Genomic DNA, 19,332 nt, shown 5'->3' with positions numbered 1-19,332 from the left:
TACAGTGAAAGCCATGTTTAGCGGCAAACAGCTATGAAATATTCGCGAACGGACATTCAAGACCCGGCGGACACCACCCGGACCCGACGCAACCCTGCCCGATCCCTCCACCAGGAACCGGCGCCATCGCGGCGCGGCGGGCTGCGTCGCCTGCCCCGTCCCGTCTACGGGCACATCGACAGCCAGCCCAATTTCCTGATTCCCCGGCATCACAAACACGCCTGGGCGCAACTGTCTTACGCCACCCAGGGCCATCTGCAAGTCTGGACACCGGACGCCCGCTTTGTCGCCCTGGCGCACCGCGCCGTCTGGATCCCGCCCGGATTGCCGCATCAGGTCCGGCAATCGCCGCACACCGTCATCCGCAGCCTGTACCTGGATGCCGCCACCATGGGGCTGGACTGGCCCGCCTGCCGGGTACTGGCCGTCAGCCCGCTGCTGCACGAACTGATCCGGCATTTCAGTACACTGCCCACCGAATACGATCTCGACGGACCGGACGGCCGGCTGGCGCAGGTCCTGGCCGATCAACTGGCCACCTGTCCGGATGCCGGACTGATCCTGCCCTGGCCCACCGATCCGCGCCTGCAATCCGTGTGCCGCCAGTTGCAGAGCCACCCTGACAGCGATCTCGATCTGGGCGCCTTCAGTCGCCGTCTGGGGCTGTCGGACAAGACACTGACGCGGCTGTTCCAGCGGCAGACGGGCCTGGGATTCCGCCTCTGGCGTCAACGCGCACGGCTGGTGCACGCCCTGCCGCTGCTGGAAAACGGCGACCGCATCACCGACGTCGCCCTGGCCTGCGGCTATGACAGCCTGTCCTCCTTCATCGCGGCCTTCCGGGCGCACACCGGCGTCACGCCCCGGGCATTCGCCGCAGGCGCATGGCGGGACACTCCGTCCGACGGGACATGAACCGCCGCGCGCCGACGCCGCCCGGGGTTCATGCGCCCGCGATCAGAAGCTTCCCAGGGCCCGGATGCGCCCGCGCATCCACCACAACAGGCCCAGCCCCGGCAGGGCGATCGCCACCGTCAGAATGAAAAAGACCGGCCAGCCGAACCCGGCGACCAGCACCGGCGTCAGCGGGCCAGCCAGATAAGTCCGGCCCACCGCCGACAACGCCGACAGCAGCGCGAACTGCGTCGCGGAGAATTTCGCCTGGCACAGGGCCATCAACAGCGCCACGAAAGCCGCCGTGCCCAGGCCGCCGCACAGGTTTTCGACCGCCACGACCAGCGCCATGGAGTACAGATGCGGTGGCGTGACGGCCAGCATCCAGTAGCCCAGGTTAGAGACCGCCTGCAGCAGACCGAAAAGCATCAGGGCGCGGTACAGGCCCAGGCGCGTCATCAGCGCGCCACCGGCCAGCGCGCCGACGATGGTGGCGGCCAGCCCGAAGACCTTGTTGACCATGCCGACCTCGGTGACGCCAAAGCCCGCGCCCCGGATCAGGAAGGTGGTGGACAGCGCGCCGGCGAACGCATCGCCCAGCTTGTAGAGCACGATGAGCAGCAGGATCGCCCAGGCCTCGCGACGGCTGAAAAACTCGCGCAGCGGCTCGACCACGGCCTCGCGCAGCGTGCGCGGCGGCCGGGTGGCGCGTTCGGGCTCCGGCGACCACAGGGTCGCCAGGGAGGCCAGCGCCATCAGTCCGCCCATCAACATGTACATGGCGCCCCAGCCCAGCCATTGATCGGCCAGGATCAGCGCCAGTCCGCCGGACACCACCATCGCCAGCCGGTAGCCCATGACTTTCAGCGCCGCGCCCGCCGCACGCTCGTCCTGACGCAACACATCGGTGCTGTAGGCATCGAACGCGATATCCTGGGTCGCCGACAGAAAGGCCACCCAGACCGCCAGCAGCGCCAGCGTGCGCAGTTCCGAGCCTGGGTCGAACAGGCCCATGGCGGCAATCGAGGCCGCCAGCAGCCACTGCGTCAAGAAGACCCAGCCACGTCGCCGACCCAGCCAGGGCGGCGCATAGCGATCCACCAGCGGCGCCCAGAGGAATTTCAGCGTGTAGGCGGTACCCGCCAAGGTCAGGAACCCGATGCTCTGCAACGAAACCTGCGCCACCGTGGCCCAGGCCTGCAGCGTCCCGGAGGTCAGCGCCAGTGGCAAGCCGCTGGAAAAGCCCAGGAACAGCAACGGCGCCACACGCCGGCCGCCATAGACGCCCCAGCCGCGCGCCCGGCCGCCCGACCCGGTCGAGGCATCCGCCGCGTCGCGCGCCGGATCAGCATCGGGAGTCGTGGCGTCGCAGTCCGCGCCTCGCGCCTGTGTCATGCGCGGCCGCTCCCCGGCGATTCAAAACGATAGACCGCCAGCTGGCTGCGCCAGCCGCGCAGGTGCCGGATTTCACGGTCGCCCCGGAACGTGGCCAGATGCGTGACCCGCAGCCCCAGTTGCGCCGCCAGCTCCTGAAAGTCACGCAGGGTGCACAAATGGATGTTGGGCGTGTCGTACCACTGATACGGCATCTGATCGTTGACCGGCATGCGTCCGCCCAGGATCGACCAGCCGTGCGGCCAGAAACCGAAATTCGGGAACGACACGATGCCATACCGCGCCACCCGCGCCATTTCCCGCAGGATGTGTTCCGTATGATGCATGGACTGCAGCGTCTGGGACAGCACCACCGTGTCGAACTGCCTGTCGTCGAACAAGGCCAGGCCTTCTTCCAGGTTCTGCTGGATCACGTTGACCCCGCGCCGTACCGCCGCGATCATGCGCTCATCGTCGAGTTCGACGCCGGCCCCGCGCACCTGACGGGTCCGCTGCAGATAGTCCAGCAGCCGGCCATCGCCGCACCCCAGATCCAGCACCCGGCTGCCGGGCTCGATCCACTCGGCAATGCGCAGCAGGTCGGTCCGCAGGGGCTGGCTCGCCTCGTGTGCCGCGTCCGGCGCGGACGGATTCGATGCGCACGGATGCGGCACGGCCGCCGGTATCGTCGTCATGCAAGCACTCCCGCGACGCGGCGGCGCTCGCCCAGCCCCAGGCGGGCGGCAATGCCGTCGTAATAGCCCTGCACCACGGCGTGATAGCGCCGGTCGCCCAGCAGAAAGGCGTCGTGGCCGTGCAGTGCGTCGATTTCCGCGTAGGTGACCTCGCGCTGGTTTTTCAGCAGCGCACGGACGATCTCGCGCGAGTGCTCGGGCGCGAAGCGCCAGTCGGTGGTGAACGACACCAGCAGAAAACGCGCCTGCGCCGGCGACAGGGCGCGGGCCAGATCGCCACCATGCGCGCGCGCCGGATCGAAATAATCCAGGGTGCGGGTCAGCAGCAGATAGGTGTTGGCATCAAAGTAACGGGAGAATTTTTCCCCCTGATGCCGCAGATAGGACTCGACCTCGAATTCGACGTCGTAGTTGTAGCGGTAATCGCCCGTGGGGCCGGGCGCGCGCTGCGCGCGCCCGAACTTGGAGGCCATGACCTCGTCGGACTGATAGGTGATGTGGCCCACCATCCGCGCCACCGACAGGCCGTTGGACGGCACGACGCCATGGGCCTGGTAGTCCCCGTCATGAAAATCCGGATCGGTCAGGATGGCGCGGCGGGCGACCTCGTTGAAGGCGATGTTCTGCGCCGACAGACGCGCCGTGCTGGCAACCACGATGCAATCGCCCACCCGCTCCGGGCAGGTGATCGCCCAGCTGAGGGCCTGCATGCCGCCCAGCGACCCGCCCATCACGGCGGCAAAGCGCTCAATACCGAAATGATCGGCCACGCGCGCCTGGGCATGCACCCAGTCCTCCACCGTCAGCAACGGAAACGATGCCCCCCAGGGCCGGCCCGTGGCCGGATCGATCGTGGTCGGCCCGGTGGAACCGAAACACGACCCGAGATTGTTGACGCCGATGACGAAGAACCGGTCAGTGTCCACGGCCTTGCCGGGGCCAACCATGTTGTCCCACCAGCCGACCTGGTCCGTCTGGTCCGCATCCATGCCGGCCACATGATGCGAGGCATTCAGGGCATGACACACCAGCACCGCGTTGCTGCGCGCGGCGTTGAGCTGGCCATAGGTCTCCACCGCCAGCGTGTACGACGGCAGCACCTGGCCGCTGGACAGCGTCAGAGGATCGGTGAAATGCAGGAACTCGGGGGAGACGTAACCGACACTGCCCTCTGGCACAGGACGCGGATCGGGCACGGAGACGGCCGGCTCGGGAGCGGGCACGGAGGAAAAGGCAGTCGTGGTCATGAGACCTCTTTAGCTGGATTTATGGAGCGCCCGCAAGCGGATCAGGCAAATCGGCGCGAATTCGTGGGTCATTCTAGCATCGAGGTCCGATGCGCGGCCATCCCCGTCCGGCCACCGCCCACCTCGACTGCTCGACCTCCCGCCCCTCGACCGACTGCCCGGCGACGCGACGGCGCCCTCTCGACCCCTCGACCGTTTCAGAGATTAAGGCACATCAACCTTTTCGGATGACGCCATGAGTCGGCCCGCGAACGGTGATACATTTGTTCACGATGGTTTTCATTGAAGAAGCCTTGGCCGCTTCTTCCTTGAGACATGACGGTATCCACCGAGAGGACGCTTCATCATGGAGCAACTGACCAACCGGGAACACGACTGTCTGTATTGGGCGGCACAAGGCAAGACCAGCTGGGAAATCGGCTGCATTCTGGGCATCAGCGAGCGAACCGCCAATTTCCATATCGCCAACACATGCAGCAAACTGGACGTGCGCACTCGCCAGGCCGCCATTACGGCCGCGATACGCCAGGCGCTGCTTTCGCGCCCCCGTCCGGCCAACGCAGCGACAGCCAGAAATCACCCAAGGGCGCGCGCGCATCGGCATCGGGGCCGGCAATCACAATGGCCTCCAGCCACTCGGTGGCCGTGACCCGGACCTGCGCCTCGACCCGCACGGGGCCTTGCGGTCCCCGTCCCCGAATGACAAACCGCTGTTCCGGATCGAAATCCGCGCCGGGCGGCTCGGCGCCCGCATTGCGATACAAGGCCTCGACCGCCCAGCGCGCCAGCCGCTGCCGGACCCGCGCATCAGCCGCCCAGCCCGCAGGCAACTCAGCCGCCCCCAGCGCGAACAGCACACCGCCCGCCCGCGCCGACTGCATCGTCAGGCTCAGCGTCTGATCGCCGAACGGCACGGGCCGGGTTTGCGCCTGCGGCGTATCCGGCAACACCCCGGCCGCGCCAGCCTGGCCGAACGCCACCGGCCGCCAATCGAACGTCGGCGAACAGGCCACCAGCAGGATCGCGCATCCGCCAGCGGCCAGGCGCCGGACGAGTCGCCGCACAGGCCATGGCGCGCAGGCCGCCCGCCTCCACCGGCGCATGCCGCACGAGATCCCGATCAGCGCATGTCCGCGCATGTTCCGCTCCTCTCCCGCATCCCGACAGGCGCCAGCGCGCCCTCCGGCCGCATTGTACGGCGCGATCCGCCGGCGCGGCCCGATCCGCGCCGGCGCCGCTGGCTCCGCAACGATGCAGCTAAAATCCCTCTTATTCAGACCAACCCGGTACTTATTCATCATGAGCCAGGCCTCGGAACGGCGCGCCTATCTGGCGGCACAACCTGAACTGCTCCGCGCCATCCGGCGCGGCATCGAAAAAGAAGGCCTGCGGGTGGATGCTTCGGGAAATCTGGCCGCGACTCCGCATCCGGCCGCGCTCGGATCGGCGCTGACCAATCCGCGCATCACCACCGACTATTCCGAATCCCTGCTGGAACTCATCACACGCCCCCTGCCCGACGCCGGGACGCTGATCGGCGAACTGACCGACATCCACCGCTACATCGCGCTGCGCAACCCCGGCGAGCCTATCTGGAACCAGTCCATGCCGGCGCATCTGCCGCCCGAGGCCGACATCCCCGTCGCATGGTACGGCACCTCCAACTCCGGCATGCTCAAGCACGTCTACCGCCAGGGCCTGGCTTGGCGCTACGGCAAGGTCATGCAATGCATCGCCGGGGTGCATTACAACTTTTCGCTGCCCGAGTCCGCCTGGGACCGGCTGGCCGATGGCGACACGCCGCGAGACCGCCGCGACACCGGCTACATGGCGCTGGTGCGCAACTTCTCGCGCTACGCCTGGTTGCTGATGTACCTGTTCGGCGCCTCGCCCGCCGTGTCGCGCAGTTTCCTCCAGCGCACCGATTACGCCGCCCTGCTCACACAGCTCAGTCCGGACACGTACTGCCTGCCCTGGGCCACCAGCCTGCGCATGAGCGATCTGGGCTACAAGAGCCCGGTCCAGTCCGACCTGCAACTCTGCTACAACGATCTGGATACCTTTACCGCGCGCATTCACCGCGCCGTCACGACCCCGTGGCCCGCCTACGAGGCCATCGGCACTCACCGCGACGGCAAGCGCATCCAGCTGAACACCAACGTCCTGCAGATCGAGAACGAATACTATTCCAGCATCCGGCCCAAGCAGACCACCGGCCGCTGCGAACGGCCCAACACCGTGCTGCATCAGCGCGGCATCCAGTACATCGAAGTCCGCTGCATGGACATCGACCCCTGGGCGCCCGCCGGCATCTCGGCCGAGACCAGCCGGTTCCTGGACGCGTTCCTGCTGTTCTGCGCCATCGAGGACAGCCCCCTGTTCCCGCAGCCCGGCTTCTGCCAGGAAAGCCAGGAAAATTCCGCCCTGGTTTCCCGGGAAGGCCGCCGCCCCGGCCTGCTGCTGCAACACGACGGCTGCGCCCTGAGTCTGCGCGACTGGGCGCAGGAGATCCTGGAGCGCATCGAGCCTTACGCCCGGCTGCTGGACCAGCACGCCGGCGAGGACGGACACCTTACCGCACTGGCCCCGCAACACGCCAAGATCGGCGATCCCAACCACACGCCCTCGGCCCGCCTGCTGACCGCATTGCGCGACGAAGGCCAGGAATTCCACGACTGGACCCTGGCCCAGAGCCAGGCCCATTGGGCCGCGCTTCAGGCCGACGGACTGCCCGCCGACACCCTGGCCGCCTACGACCAGGCCGCCCGGGACTCCATCACCGAGCAGGCCGCCCTCGAGGCCGCCGACACCATGTCATTCGAGGACTACGTCGAGCAGTTCCACGCGGCGCTGGGGCCGGAGCCGGTCAACTGAGGCCGACCTCAGTCTCAGCTAAGTCGGCCTGCGTATCTTGTCTCTGGTGTCACTGTTCGCACGCCTCATTCTGGAGAAAACGCATGTACCGCACCACCCAACTTTCCCTGCTGGCCCTCACTCTCGCCACGGCCAGTTCCCTGGCACATGCCGCCGCAGGCATCGACCGTGAGATCCAGGCCATCGGCAAGGCCGGGATTCCGCTCACGCAAGCCGTGACCATCGCGGAACAGCATGTCAACGGCAAGGCGACCCAGGCCGAGTTCGAGCATTCACGCCAGGGCTGGGTCTACGACGTGGAAATCGTCAGCGGCACCCGGGTCTTCGATGTCCTGATCGATGCCGACAAGGGCACGGTCCTCTCCTCCGTCGAGGACAAAGAAGACCACGAATGAGCCGGGGAAAAAGCCATGCGGGTCTTGCTGGTCGAGGACGATCCCATGATCGGCACGGCAATCCAGGACGCCCTCAAGGATGCGTCCTATGCCGCCGACTGGGTCAAGGACGGCCGGGCCGCCCTGACGGCGCTGCACGGCCAGCACTATGACCTGACCTTGCTCGACCTGGGGCTGCCCGGCGAGGACGGACTGGAGGTGCTGGCGAGCATCCGCGCCAGGGACAACCCCGTTCCCCTGCTCATCATCACGGCGCGCGACGGTCTGGAAGATCGTCTGCGCGGTCTGGACGGCGGCGCCGACGACTACGTGATCAAGCCGTTCGAGATGGCCGAACTGCTGGCGCGGATGCGCGCCGTGCTGCGGCGCAAGGGCGGCACGGCAGCGCCCCTCCTGAGCAACGGCATCGTATCGCTCGATCCCGCCACCAAAGCGGCCCGTGTCGATGACGGGGCGCCATTGCAACTGTCCAACCGCGAATTCTCGCTGCTTCAGGCCCTGCTGGCCAGACCCGGCGCGATCCTGTCGCGCAGCGAGCTGGAAGACCGTATCTACGGCTGGACCGAAGAGGTCGAAAGCAATGCGGTCGAATATCTGATCCATGCCCTGCGCCGCAAGCTCGGCAGCACGGTCATCAAGAACGTCAGGGGAGTCGGATGGATGGTCTCAAAAGGCGTCTGAACGAATCGGTTCAGCTCAAGCTGTCCCTCACGCTCTTTCTGGCGATCCTCGGCACCGCGCTCGTCGCGGGCGCCTTTTCGTTCCTGTCGACCTACGACGAAGCCCAGGACTTGCAGGACGATATGCTGCGCCAGATCGCGCAGCTCGTGGAACGTCAGCCCCAGCTGGCGACGCCGGCGGCCGCCAGTCGCCGCCAGCAGGACATCGATGACGACGTGCGCGTGACCATCCAGCGGCTGGAGCGGGCCGCCCCCGCTGCGGACAACGAGGACGACACCGAGGCCCGCGACATGCTCCCGCTTCCGGCCTCGCTGTCCGACGGCCTGCACACGCTGGAAGCCGATGACGAGACATTCCGCGTTCTGGTCAGGACCACCGCCTCAGGCGAGCGCATCGCCGTGTCGCAGGAATCCGACTTGCGCAACGAGATCGCCAGCGAAGGCGCTTTCGGCGCCATCATGCCATTGCTCATCCTCATGCCGGTCCTGCTGCTGATCGTCGCCCATCTGGTGCGCAAGATGTTCCACCCCATTGCCGTCCTGTCCCGGGAAATCGACCAGCGCGCCGGACAGGAACTGCACGCCATCGAGGCTCATCGCCTGCCCGTCGAGGTGCGCCCGTTCGCCGTGGCGATCAACCGCTTGCTGGCCCGTGTGCGCCAGAGCATGGACGACCAGCGCCGTTTCGTGGCGGATGCCGCGCACGAACTGCGCTCACCCCTGACAGCCCTCTCGCTGCAAGCCGAACGCCTGGCGCAAGCGGACATGTCCAGCCAGGCGCACGCGCGACTGGCGGTGCTGCGCCGGGGCATCGCGCGCGGCAGAAATCTGCTGGACCAGCTCCTGGCGCTGGCGAGGGCGCAATCGGCCACGGCTGCGGCGACATCGTCCCTCTCCATCCAGGCCATTTTCCGGCGGGTGCTCGAAGACCTGATGCCACTGGCTGAAGCCAGACATATCGACCTGGGGGTCGAGGGCACGCAGGATGCACGCGTGCAGGCCGGCGAACTGGACCTGATCATCATGATCAGGAATCTGGTCGACAACGCCATCCGCTACACGCCCGAAGGCGGACGAGTCGATCTCTCGGTGGATGTGACGGGCGCAACGGCCCGGATCAGCATCCAGGACGACGGGCCGGGGATTGCGCTGGCGGAGCGGCAGCGGGTTTTTGATCCGTTCTATCGCACGCTGGGCAGCGAGCAACCGGGTTCGGGACTCGGCCTGTCCATCGTCCTGACCATTGCCCGGCGTATCGGCGCGCAGATTCATCTCGATTTTGCGGATCCGGAACGGAAAACCGGGTTGCGGGTGACGGTGACGATTCCGGCTGGATGATCCGTGTCCAGGGGCTTTGATGACTTGCGCCCGATTCCGACCATGAGCGGCCAATTACAGATCCACTTGAGCAGCGAATGCGCGAGCAGCCGATCTTGGGCGCGATCGATGTGACGGCAGCCCCACCAAACGGCACCGGCGCGCCATCGAGCGCCCGCGAGGCAACGGCCAATAAAAAGCAGCCGAATTCAAGTATTCACCCACGATGCCGTTATAGCCGGTGACAGCTGCATGACCGTGCCTTCGCCGCATATATATATTTAGACATACAATGTCTAATTCACAAACACTTGCCCAGCACCATTCTTCTCCCACCCGTACCCTGCAATGCACCGCTCCCCGGGCTATCCATCACTTTCATAAAGACGCGAAACCACAATGCTCGCCGCCAACTACAGCAGCTCATTTGTTCCGGTCTCGATCTTCGTCGCCATATTGGCCTCCTATACGGCCCTGGACATAGCGGGACGCATCACCAAGACATCAGGGCGCGCGGCGCGGCTGTGGCTGGCCGGAGGCGCCTGCGCCATGAGCGTGGGCATCAGGTCCATGCATTTTGTCGGCATGCTCGCGCTGAGCCGGCCGATTCCCCTGGGCTACGACCCGACGATCACCGTGCTCTCCCTGTTGATCGCCATCGCCTCGTCGGCATTAACCCTGTGGATAGCCCACCAGGAAACCCTGCCCTGGCTGCGTCTGGCCGTACCACAGCCGATATAGGCAGTAGCCCGCAAGCAGCAGCAGGAGTCGCGCATGCAGAATGCAAGTCCATATACGATTTACACCGCAACCGACCTTGAACCCAGTCCACCCGGCATCTGGGCCTATCACTGCGCCATGAGCCTGCTCACATACCCGGTCGATGAAGCGATTGCGGAACAACTGGCCTTCATGGGCAAGACCGCCGATGCCGACCGGGCATGGATGCTCGAATACGGCCCGGACATGCTGCGCTTTTGCAATACCTACGAATGGTGCCGGGACCAGACCAAGCCATTCGTGACCGAACTCCAGGACGTTCCGACGACCTTGATCGCCTGGCTGCACCGGTACATGGTGAAAGGGCATGCCGTGGCCGTGCACGATGTCAACGACTTGCCGCGCAACGCGCGGGCCATCCAGGCCGAATTCCGGCGCCAGGGAAACCAAAGCGTCCTGAGCGTGCCGATATTCCATGAAGAAAAGCTGCGCGGCATCATCGGCTTCGACGCCACCACCCGGCACAGAACCTGGTCTCGCGGCGAAGTCCACGCGCTGTTTCAGTGCGCGGGCCTGGTTGGGCAGGCAAAATACCGGAACCAGCGAAACCACGGCAACACCGCGTACGAAAGCTCGGCTCCCCTCGTCTACCTCAGCATGCGCGGTGTGGCCCGGGGCGTCCCGCCCAACACAATCGTCGGCGTGCGCTCGGCTGGAAACTACAGCGAGATATGGCTCGAGAACGGATCGATGGTGCTCGACTCGCGCACGCTTGGAATGTGGTCGGTCCTGCTGCCGGGGCAGTTCTTTTTCCGGGTGCATAGAACAGCCATCGTGAATGCGCTGCATATCGTCGCAGTCGACCGCAGAAGCCACGACAAGTGGCTGATCGAAATGCGGGCGGCGGCCAATGCCTGGCCGGTATCGCGTTCGTACCGGAAAAGCCTGCGCGAACGCATGGGAATCTGGCCCCGGTCGTCGGATCAAAAATGATAGGCCGTGCGCAGAGTAAACGACTGATCCCTGTATTGCCCATTGACGCGCAATGAATACTCCGTCTTCAGCTCGAACCCCTTGGGCGTAACATACTCCAGCCCGGCCGACAGGTTTGCGTAAGTCCTGGGCATGCCCGACCTCAACGAGAACGGTTTCGAGCCCAGGCTGCCAAGCTCCATGGTGGTTACGACGTCTCCGCCATTCAAGAAGCTTGCGCCACCCACCAGATAGGCCCGCAGCGTCGAGCCGCTGGCGAGGTTCCTGCGCCCGCCGATCTCCAGCATGGGCGAAACCATGTACGACGTGGTGTCGTTGCCGTGAACCTTCAGGTCGAACAAGCCGGAGCCCTCTTCCTGATAGCCGTTCTGGCGAATATGGCTCACATCGAAGTCGACATAGGGGCGCAAGTACCAGGACTGTCGGCTGACCTCATAGGCAAGCCGCAGCCTGCCCGCCAGGAAGAACGACTTGGGCGTGCTTTTCGCCACCCCGTCAAGCGTGCTTCGCGACATCCGGCTCTGCTCCACGCCGCCATAGACGGCAACCGCGGCCTGCCAGGGAGCGCGGTTGTACTTGAGGGCCAGACCGCCCGAGAACGTGTCGCTATAGTTCGACACACTGGAGGAAGAGGTGGTTTCACCATACGCATAGCCTAGCGCTCCGCCCAGGAACCAGTTGTGCGATATTTCGCGCTGCGCGCCGATGGTCACCGTTTTCTGGCGAACTCGATAACCTTCGTCATCCGCCGTCGTATCGCGCACGATCCAGTTCGCGTCCAGGCGCGCCCAGGTGCAATCGCCCTCCCGCAACATGGTGCTTTCCCCGACAAACCCCGGGCAGCTCATCATGCGGTTCATCGAAGCGTAGGATGCCTGCATCTGATTGCTGGCGCGGGCGAACTGGCCATCATGGGCAATGCTGTTCAGGGCATCCCGGTACTGGTCCTGCGTCTGGACGCCGGTGAACTTGTCGAATGCGAGGCCGGTGCTTGCATCGCCCCGGTTCCATAGCTCCTGCAGCGAACGGGTGATATTTGCGCGATCCGCGCTAAGCGCAAACACCGAGGGCGTAAAATCGGCATCGACCGAAATCAGCGGATCGCGCCAGGCCTGGGGACCATTGTTCTTCAGCATGTAACGGAATAAGGGGGAGTCGCTTTCGGCAACCGGCACGCTGGTTTGCGGGATGTCGAAATGCGCTATGCCCAGCCAGATGTTTTTCACGGGATTGTGCAGCACAGGCCGAACCGTGCCGGCGAAGACCGACGCCCCGGACACCGAAACAAAATCGCTGTTGTGGTTGGAAAAACCAAGATCCGGCCGATAGACGCCCGTATTGTTCAGCGTGCCGGCAATCCGCGTCGTCAGATAGGCGCCGGGCCCGCCGGGATTGAGCACGCCGCCATTGTTCAGATCGCCCTGGAACTGCAGCCCGCTGTACAAGCTTCCCCCCGCCTCGTTGTTGAAAACGCTGCCGCTTCCCATGAGCACGTCGCCCGCCACGGTTCCAGTATTGGTGACGGCCGTGCGCCCGGGGGCGTCGATCGCCGTCTTTGCCTGGATGACACCGGCATTGGCGATGGTCGTGCTCGACAGGGGAGACAGCGCCAGGATGGCCGTTCCGGACGCAAGATCGGCGCCCAGGAGCGCCTTCGACGCCAGGCCGATCGTGATAGACCGGCCTCCTCCGTTGGCGCCATTGCTGACGGCTACGAGGGCGGGAGTATCTGCGCCGCTGGCCACGACCTTGGCGGCCTGTCCAATATCGATGGAGATCGGTCCGCCATTGGCCAGGTGATTGTCGGGCGTGCCGTATTGATAAAGCGTGCCGTCCTTGAACACGCCTCCACCGCCAATGCTCATCGCCAGGATAGCCGGAGCGTTCGCGCCTGTAGTCTGGACGGATCCCCCGGCCCCGACGGAAACATCGATGGCGCCGCCATTGCCATCGCCAGCAGTCAGCCCCGCCCCTTGTATGAGACTGGTCGTGTAATGCGCGGAAGCCTGGTCGCCCGTCAGTCCTCCGCCTCCGCCTATGCTCTGGGCGAGAATGCCGATGGCACCAGCCCCCGACGTCGCCACCGTGCCGGAGATGGAAAGATTGATCGCGCCGCCATCGCCGCCGGCGGCCGCAGCGCCCAACTGCCTCAGGGTCGTCAGATTGGGCTGGGTCGTCAGCCCCGCGATGCCTCCCCCTCCGCCGACGCTTTGCGCCACGATGCCGTGCGCGTTGACGCCCGATGTCGAAATGCTGCCGTTCGCGTCCTGCGTCACGGTAACCATTCCTCCCGTCGCGCTCATCTGCGAAGTGGATCCAAAGGTAATGTTCGCGGCATTCGCGGCCGGCGCCGTCGAATCGTCGACCGCAGCATAGCCGCCGCCACCGCCCACGCTTTGCGCGAGAACGCCAAAAGACAGCGCACCGTCCGTAACGATGCTGCCGCCCGGGTTGGCGACCGCCACACTGCCTCCGTCGCCGGCGCTGGGCGGGGCCTCTACCCCGTCCTCTCCTCCCGAGCTACCCAGCAGGATGTCGGTGCTCTCCAGGGATGCGCTGGACGACACGATGGCCGCTCCGCCGCCGCCCCCGACGCTTTGCGCGAATATGCCGGGGGAAAGCGATCCGCGTGTCGCGATGCCACCGTTGTTGCTTGCGCTTACCGCGCCGCCGCTCACCTGCGCAAAACCGAACCCGGGGGGCACCCATTTGAACTCGCCCCCCAAAGTAAGATTCAGCGTAGCGGTATGCTCCACGGGAGCAAGGCTGCCATTGTGCAGGCTGAGCACGCCCAGGCCGCCGCTGCCGCCCACACTTTGCGCCATGATGCCCGCCGAACTGGACGCATGGGTCGTGATCACGCCCCCATGAGTCACGGTCACCGAGCCTCCCGTGCTTGTCGTCCCCCCTCCGGTCTGGGTGCCTGTGGCGCCTAGCTTCATGGTCGGATCGAAATGGCTCAAAAGAAACATCGGCTGGCTGACCGACGACACGCCCCCTCCGCCGCCCACGCTCTGGGCCAGAATACCGGGGGCCTGATAACCCTGCGTGCTGATCCGGCTGGTCGAAGCACTGGCGTCGACCACGACCACCCCGCCGATACCGCTCGAGCCATCCACGCCCCCATCATTCACATTGATGGCGGAGGTGAAGGCAGAGCGCAGCCCAGTGTCGAGAAGCTCGATGACGTAGGTGATCTTATCGATGATTTCACCACTTTTGCTGCCCGCGGCCTGCTCTACCGCGTTCTCCAGATCCTGGCCGCTGGCGACGCTCCGCCCGCCGCCACCGCCTATGCTTTGCGCCAAGATCCCCATCGAACCGTCGCCCAGCGTCGCAATCGTGCCAGTATTCAGGACGGTGCTCGGGTCCGACGATGAACCGCCACCAGAACCGGCCGCGCCGCCGCTTCCCCCGGTCTGGTGCGTGATGGCGATTTGCGGCAGTAAAAGAAATGCGCCGCGGGATATGGGCGCCGCGGCATGGATCAGCGCATTGATGCTGGAAAACAGACTGGAGATCCCACTCGAATCGATCATCCCCGCATTGCCGCCGCCTCCGCCTATGCTTTGGGCGACGATGCCGGGCGCGTGATCCCCCGCCGTCTTGATGAGGCCATCGTTGCGCACGTTGAATGCGGCGGCGTCGCCGCCAGCGCCACCACTGCCGCCTGTTGTAACCCCGACGGACAGGTCAATGGCTTTGCTGAGCTCCAGTTCCGGGCCGCTCTCCAGCCAGAGCGCCACCTTGTCGAGCAAGTCGGGCAGGTCCGATGCCGAGCCAAGGATGTCATTGAAGGAACCGGCATCATGCGTCTGAACGATGCCGCCGTTGCCGCCTCCAGCGCCGATGCTCTGCGCGAGAATGCCGACCGACCCCGTGCCCAAGGTGGTAACGGAGCCCGTGCCGGAATTATCGGCTTTGACCTGCCCGCCATTGCCGCCTTGCCCTCCCTGGCCGCCGTGGCGAAGACTGAACTGCAAACTGATCAGCGAACTGCCGATCGTCGACAACTTGACCGGGGCCAGCACGCCCCCGCCGTTGCCGCCACCCCCGCCTATGCTCTGCGCTATCAGACCCTTGCTCTGCTCTGCCGCCGTGCTGACGAATCCGCCGTTCACAAGCGTGACCATACCGCCAACGCCGCCGCCTTGCCCCGAACCGCCATTGCTGATGGCGAGCGTAACGGCTCCGCTCGGGTTGTCCCCGGTCGGCGGCGCGATCGTGACGGTGCGCGAATTAGCCAGGCCTCCATTGCCTCCGCCGCCCCCGATGCTTTGCGCCAACACCCCGTCGCTATGTGCGCCAAGCGTCCCGATGATTCCCGGACTGGTCTGCGTGAACGAAACGGAGGAGCCCGAACCACCGCCGCCTCCTCGTCCGCCATTGCTCAGCGTAATGTTCAGCCCTACGCCAACGCCGACCGCGGAGGCCGACCCGGCGCTGCCACCGCCACCGCCAACGCTCTGCAGCACGACTCCCGAGGAATTTCCCGCCTGGGTATAAATGCTGCCATTCGACGAAAACCGAAGCTCGCCGCCATTGCCGCCCGCCCCGCCGTTGCCGCCGATGGCGATGGACGTAATCACTCCGGTGGCATTCGCATCCCCGCCAAAGCCGCCTCCACCGCCAATACTTTGCAGCGACACCGCCGCGCTGTTGTCACCCAACGTAGCAATGCCGCCCGTATTGTCCATGATGATGCGGCCTCCGGCGCCCCCGGCTCCGCCGCGGCCTCCGCCCACAGCCATGATGCCGTTGGTGGTTTCCGCCAGGCCGCCCCCCCCGCCCGCGCTGCTGGCGAGCACGGCGGCCGCATCGTTGCCCACCGTGGCAATATCACCGGCGTTGGTAATGGAGATGGCCTGATCCGCCTGAGCGCCCGGGCCGCCGTCCCCGCCGCGCCCGAATGATCCGCCGCCTCCGCCCTCGCCGCCTTCTCCGCCGAGCACATTCGCCACAATGCCTTTGGCACCCACGGTGTCGCTCGAACCCGTCTTGATGGCCCCGGTGTTGGTGATGGTAATGGCGCCCGGCGCTCCACCCGCGCCCCCGGGGTGCCCTCTGGCCCAAGTGCCGTCGCCGCCATTGCCGCCCTGGCCCCCCTGGCTCAAAGCGAAAATGCCGATCGAGCGACTGCCCAGCGTCGAGATCGTGCCGCCGTTGGCAATGATTACCGGGCCCGCGTTGCCACCGTCCCCCGCCCGCGTGTCGGCATAATTGTTCGTCGACGCATTCCCCCCAAGAGAACGGGCGACCACACCGTACACGCCGTCCCCCTGGCTAACGACCGAGGAGCCCGCCGAGGACGTAAAGGTGACCGTCGACGCATCGCCGCCCCGCCCCGCATTGCTGTGGCCGCCGAAATCCCCGATGTGCTGGGCAGTACCGCCATTTCCTCCCATCGATAACATGCCCACTCCGGCGCTCACGGTGTCCGGTCCCGGCCCGTGCACCGTCACCGATGTCATGCCCAGCAAGCTCACGGTGGCCTCACCGGCGTTCCCGCCGCGGCCGGAATCCCGCTCGCCGCCGAAACCTGCGGGCAAGGCGCTATCGCTGCCTGTGCCGCCCAATGATTGGGCCGCAACGCCAAAGCCAATGCCGCTTACCGTCGTATCGGTCAGCGTCGCGCGCGCCAGATGTCCATCGCCCCCGATGCCATAGCCGCCATCAGGCCCATTGGCGTTGCCATACAGGCCTCCATTGCCGCCACCCGAATGAAGATCGACTCCACGACTGGCAGAGGTGACCACGCTTTTTGACAAGCCATAATCAATATTCCGGCCGCCCGCGCCGTTGCCCCCCCAATGGGAGTATTCATAGTCAGTATGCTTGCCATTCCCGCCGTTGCCGCCGCTCACATCGATCCGGATGCCGGCCTGGCCGGGTCCCGTCGCGGTGCAGATCAGATTGCTGTCGCTCTGGATGAAATCCCGCAGTCCCCATTGGCCATCATGGCCGTTGTCCGGGTGGATGCCGCCCGAGTAGCAGGTGCCGTCCGCACCACGATATATATAGGCCAGCGGCGAACCGGACTGGGCATGGGCTGTCTGCACAGAAAAATGGAACGCCGCAATCCCGGCCAACAAGAAGAGTGCAAGCCAGCGCAGCGGAAAACCGCTGCCGCGGCCCAGGCTCAAGCATTTTGGCGTAGCTATCATGGCTGCATATACTCAAGAGGTATGGAACCGATTAAAGAAAATCGCCGGCCAGCGGGCAAGATGAAGATGACGAATCAACATTCCTGTCCGACGAATGGCCATTTGCCGCCACAGCGCCATCAAAGATGATTTGACATATCCGCACGGGAAAACTCTAGCCGGCCCGGCATGTACCGCCCAAACCGGCGTTGCCTACACTACTCCCATCAGCTGCCCGCCTCGCGAGCCCATGAAGGTCGCACATGAATCCCACCCGGGTTTTGCGGAGGCTCCAAGCTTTGGGGGAATGGACCCAGGGCGAATCAAACGAAGTTTTCCTGGGAAGTGCGTGAACGCGCCGTGCGGCTGGTGCAGGAGCATTGCAGCGAATCCCCGTCGTTGTGGGCGGCGGTCGGTTCGATCGCCCCGAAGATCGGCTGCACGCCGACCACGCTGCTGGGTTGGGTCAAGCGCACGGAGATCGATAGCGGTGTGCGCCCCGGCGTGACCACGGCCGAACGTGAACGCATCCTGGCCCTGGAACGCGAGGATCGGGAGCTCCGCCGCGCCAATGAGATCCTGAACCCACCAGCGCTTTTTTCGCCCAGGCGCATCTCGACCGCCAACTGAAGAAGTGAACGCCTATATCGATGGACACCGGGACCTGTACGAGGTATGGCACGCGCAAGGTCTGGCGCCAGATGCACCACGAGGGCAAGCCGATGGCCCGCTGCACGGCCGAGCGGCTGATGCATCGCATGGGTATCGAAGGGGTGCGTCGGGGCAAGCGGGTACGCACGACCGGCGGCCGAATTCCGATGGACTGATTCCAACCTGAACGAGTGTTCGTAACTCGTTGATTTATCTGGCGCGCCCGACAGGAATCGAACCTGTATCAGAAGCTTCGGAAACTCCTATTCTATCCATTGAACTACAGGCGCACGGTCTGCCGGCGCGGAGCCGGCCAGTCGGCCTGGGCCTGCCCCGGAGGGCCTGCGCAGGCGCCCGCGTCATTGCGGCACGGGGACGCCATTGTATCGTGTTTGCGCATCCGGCGCTGTCCGGAGCCCTGTCCAATATCAGATGAGTCTGAAGGGGGCCTGGTGATTCCAACATCAGATGAGTCTGGAGCTTTGGGCGCGGGTCGTCGATCATCGGGAGATGATCTTGACCTTGCACGACGAACGGCTCACCAGCCGGGAGAGCCTGGAACAATTTCTGGCCGGCACCGCTGGGCTCGATCCACAGGTCGCCGACGGCACCGAGGCGCAGCGCCACGCGCACGTCCTGTCGGTGCTGCAGCGCTTTCGATACCACTCACTCTCACGCGACAAGTAGTGACTGGTCATCGGCTACCAGCTGGCCACCAGCGGCTACTCACGCCAGCACCTTAGCCGATTGATCGCCCGATTCCGCGATCACGCCCCGCTTGGGCAGCGCCACGCGCCCGCGCACGGCTTTACGCGCCGCTACACCGAGGGTGACATCACCGCGCTGGCCAGGCTCGAGGCCCTGCACGAGAACCTGAGCGGGGCGGCCACCCGCCACCTGTGCCAGCGCGCCTGGCTGGTCTACGGCGACGCGCGCGATGAGCGCCTGGCCACGATCTCCGTCTCCCACCTGTACAACCTGCGCCACGAGGCACGCTACCGGCAGGCGCGCGGCCACTGGGAGCCGGCCCGACCCAGCCGGGCCGTCTCCATCGCGATCAGAAAGGCTCCAAAGCCCGCAGGGCGCGCAGGCTTCCTGCGCATCGACAGCGTGCACCAGGGCGACTACGACGGCATCAAGGGCGTGTACCACATCGACGCCGTGGACTGCGTCACCCAGTGGCAGGTCGTGGCCTGTTGCGAACGCATCTCCGAGGCGTTCCTGCTGCCCGTGCTCGAACAGATGCTCGCCTGCTTCCCGTTTCGCATCCGCGGGGTCCATGCCGATAACGGCGGCGAATACATCAACCACCGCGTGGCCGCCCTGCTCGACAAGCTCAACGCCGAGTT

Annotated in this window: 12 protein-coding genes, 1 tRNA gene, 4 pseudogenes and 1 other annotated feature; of the genes and pseudogenes, 11 read left to right on the top strand and 6 right to left on the bottom strand. The window is 65.4% G+C overall.

Features of this window, described 5'->3' with window-relative positions:
* Window positions 1–33 precede the first annotated feature (33 nt).
* Entirely contained in the window at window positions 34–915 is an 882-nt protein-coding gene (locus tag ACK5JE_RS00840; protein WP_416799822.1) for an AraC family transcriptional regulator, read from the top strand.
* Between the two features lie 42 nt (window positions 916–957).
* Here the strand turns inward: ACK5JE_RS00840 and ACK5JE_RS00835 are convergent, their stop codons facing one another.
* Genes ACK5JE_RS00835 through metX form a run of 3 tightly spaced genes read right to left on the bottom strand, consistent with a single transcriptional unit; the run spans window position 958 to window position 4,210 of the window.
* Window positions 958–2,289: a muropeptide transporter gene (locus ACK5JE_RS00835; RefSeq protein WP_416799821.1), complete on the bottom strand. Its 1,332-nt coding sequence runs from the start codon at window positions 2,287–2,289 to the stop codon at window positions 958–960.
* A complete protein-coding gene (gene metW / locus ACK5JE_RS00830) occupies window positions 2,286–2,963 on the bottom strand; it encodes a methionine biosynthesis protein MetW (RefSeq protein WP_416799820.1) in 678 nt (225 codons plus the stop codon). Before metW ends, ACK5JE_RS00835 begins: the two co-directional genes overlap by 4 nt.
* Window positions 2,960–4,210 (bottom strand): homoserine O-succinyltransferase MetX, encoded by a 1,251-nt coding sequence (gene metX, locus ACK5JE_RS00825; protein ID WP_416799819.1) that lies wholly within the window; start codon window positions 4,208–4,210, stop codon window positions 2,960–2,962. Before metX ends, metW begins: the two co-directional genes overlap by 4 nt.
* A 346-nt stretch (window positions 4,211–4,556) precedes the next feature.
* Between metX and ACK5JE_RS00820 the strand changes: the two are divergent.
* Window positions 4,557–4,667 (top strand): annotated as a pseudogene (locus ACK5JE_RS00820) (helix-turn-helix domain-containing protein); the annotation flags it as partial.
* Between the two features lie 52 nt (window positions 4,668–4,719).
* Here ACK5JE_RS00820 and ACK5JE_RS00815 read toward each other — a convergent pair.
* Complete coding sequence (locus tag ACK5JE_RS00815; RefSeq protein ID WP_416799818.1) at window positions 4,720–5,349, bottom strand: hypothetical protein; 630 nt, start codon at window positions 5,347–5,349, stop codon at window positions 4,720–4,722.
* Window positions 5,350–5,506: 157 nt separating this feature from the next.
* Between ACK5JE_RS00815 and gshA the strand changes: the two genes are divergently transcribed.
* The 6 genes and pseudogenes from gshA (at window position 5,507) to ACK5JE_RS00785 (ending at window position 11,189) form a co-directional block, all read left to right on the top strand.
* Window positions 5,507–7,084 carry a glutamate--cysteine ligase gene (gene gshA / locus ACK5JE_RS00810; protein ID WP_416799876.1) on the top strand — a complete coding sequence of 526 codons (1,578 nt, stop codon included), beginning with the start codon at window positions 5,507–5,509 and terminating at the stop codon, window positions 7,082–7,084.
* An 83-nt stretch (window positions 7,085–7,167) separates the two neighbouring features.
* A complete protein-coding gene (locus ACK5JE_RS00805; RefSeq protein WP_416799817.1) occupies window positions 7,168–7,479 on the top strand; it encodes a PepSY domain-containing protein in 312 nt (103 codons plus the stop codon).
* A gap of 15 nt (window positions 7,480–7,494) precedes the next feature.
* Complete coding sequence (locus tag ACK5JE_RS00800) at window positions 7,495–8,160, top strand: response regulator transcription factor (RefSeq protein WP_416799816.1); 666 nt, start codon at window positions 7,495–7,497, stop codon at window positions 8,158–8,160.
* Window positions 8,136–9,497: an ATP-binding protein gene (locus ACK5JE_RS00795; protein ID WP_416799815.1), complete on the top strand. Its 1,362-nt coding sequence runs from the start codon at window positions 8,136–8,138 to the stop codon at window positions 9,495–9,497. The genes ACK5JE_RS00800 and ACK5JE_RS00795 overlap by 25 nt, the downstream gene beginning before the upstream one ends.
* 378 nt (window positions 9,498–9,875) lie before the next feature.
* A pseudogene (locus tag ACK5JE_RS00790) lies at window positions 9,876–10,199 on the top strand (MHYT domain-containing protein); the annotation flags it as partial.
* Between the two features lie 135 nt (window positions 10,200–10,334).
* A complete protein-coding gene (locus ACK5JE_RS00785) occupies window positions 10,335–11,189 on the top strand; it encodes a GAF domain-containing DNA-binding protein (RefSeq protein ID WP_416799814.1) in 855 nt (284 codons plus the stop codon).
* On the opposite strand, the gene ACK5JE_RS00780 is transcribed toward ACK5JE_RS00785, so the two are convergent.
* Window positions 11,180–17,332, bottom strand: a complete 6,153-nt coding sequence (locus ACK5JE_RS00780) for an autotransporter outer membrane beta-barrel domain-containing protein (protein WP_416799813.1) — start codon at window positions 17,330–17,332, stop codon at window positions 11,180–11,182. The two genes, ACK5JE_RS00785 and ACK5JE_RS00780, sit on opposite strands and share 10 nt — an antisense overlap.
* A 345-nt stretch (window positions 17,333–17,677) precedes the next feature.
* On the opposite strand from ACK5JE_RS00780, the pseudogene ACK5JE_RS00775 reads away from it, so the two are divergent.
* A pseudogene (locus tag ACK5JE_RS00775) lies at window positions 17,678–18,135 on the top strand (IS3 family transposase); the annotation flags it as partial.
* Window positions 17,925–18,015, top strand: a sequence feature (AL1L pseudoknot). (Overlaps the previous pseudogene by 91 nt.)
* 63 nt (window positions 18,136–18,198) lie before the next feature.
* Here ACK5JE_RS00775 and ACK5JE_RS00770 read toward each other — a convergent pair.
* Window positions 18,199–18,273 (bottom strand) — tRNA-Arg (locus ACK5JE_RS00770).
* Between the two features lie 178 nt (window positions 18,274–18,451).
* On the opposite strand from ACK5JE_RS00770, the gene ACK5JE_RS00765 reads away from it, so the two are divergent.
* Both ACK5JE_RS00765 and ACK5JE_RS00760 read left to right on the top strand, forming a co-directional pair.
* Window positions 18,452–18,670 (top strand): hypothetical protein, encoded by a 219-nt coding sequence (locus tag ACK5JE_RS00765; protein WP_416799812.1) that lies wholly within the window; start codon window positions 18,452–18,454, stop codon window positions 18,668–18,670.
* A gap of 60 nt (window positions 18,671–18,730) precedes the next feature.
* Window positions 18,731–19,332 (top strand): annotated as a pseudogene (locus tag ACK5JE_RS00760) (integrase); the annotation flags it as partial.

Source organism: Castellaniella sp. (genome assembly GCF_047971665.1).
Lineage (GTDB): Bacteria > Pseudomonadota > Gammaproteobacteria > Burkholderiales > Burkholderiaceae_B > Castellaniella.
This window is presented reverse-complemented; position numbering and strand designations above follow the sequence as displayed.

What these genes read in the sequence shown, in the direction of transcription:
- ACK5JE_RS00840 (WP_416799822.1), top strand. Translation starts at nt 34, where the DNA reads ATGAAATATTCGCGAACGGACATTCAAGACCCGGCGGACACCACCCGG.
- ACK5JE_RS00835 (WP_416799821.1), bottom strand. Translation starts at nt 2,289, where the DNA reads ATGACACAGGCGCGAGGCGCGGACTGCGACGCCACGACTCCCGATGCT.
- metW (WP_416799820.1), bottom strand. Translation starts at nt 2,963, where the DNA reads ATGACGACGATACCGGCGGCCGTGCCGCATCCGTGCGCATCGAATCCG.
- metX (WP_416799819.1), bottom strand. Translation starts at nt 4,210, where the DNA reads ATGACCACGACTGCCTTTTCCTCCGTGCCCGCTCCCGAGCCGGCCGTC.
- ACK5JE_RS00815 (WP_416799818.1), bottom strand. Translation starts at nt 5,349, where the DNA reads ATGCGCGGACATGCGCTGATCGGGATCTCGTGCGGCATGCGCCGGTGG.
- ACK5JE_RS00805 (WP_416799817.1), top strand. Translation starts at nt 7,168, where the DNA reads ATGTACCGCACCACCCAACTTTCCCTGCTGGCCCTCACTCTCGCCACG.
- ACK5JE_RS00800 (WP_416799816.1), top strand. Translation starts at nt 7,495, where the DNA reads ATGCGGGTCTTGCTGGTCGAGGACGATCCCATGATCGGCACGGCAATC.
- ACK5JE_RS00795 (WP_416799815.1), top strand. Translation starts at nt 8,136, where the DNA reads ATGGATGGTCTCAAAAGGCGTCTGAACGAATCGGTTCAGCTCAAGCTG.
- ACK5JE_RS00785 (WP_416799814.1), top strand. Translation starts at nt 10,335, where the DNA reads ATGAGCCTGCTCACATACCCGGTCGATGAAGCGATTGCGGAACAACTG.
- ACK5JE_RS00765 (WP_416799812.1), top strand. Translation starts at nt 18,452, where the DNA reads ATGAGTCTGGAGCTTTGGGCGCGGGTCGTCGATCATCGGGAGATGATC.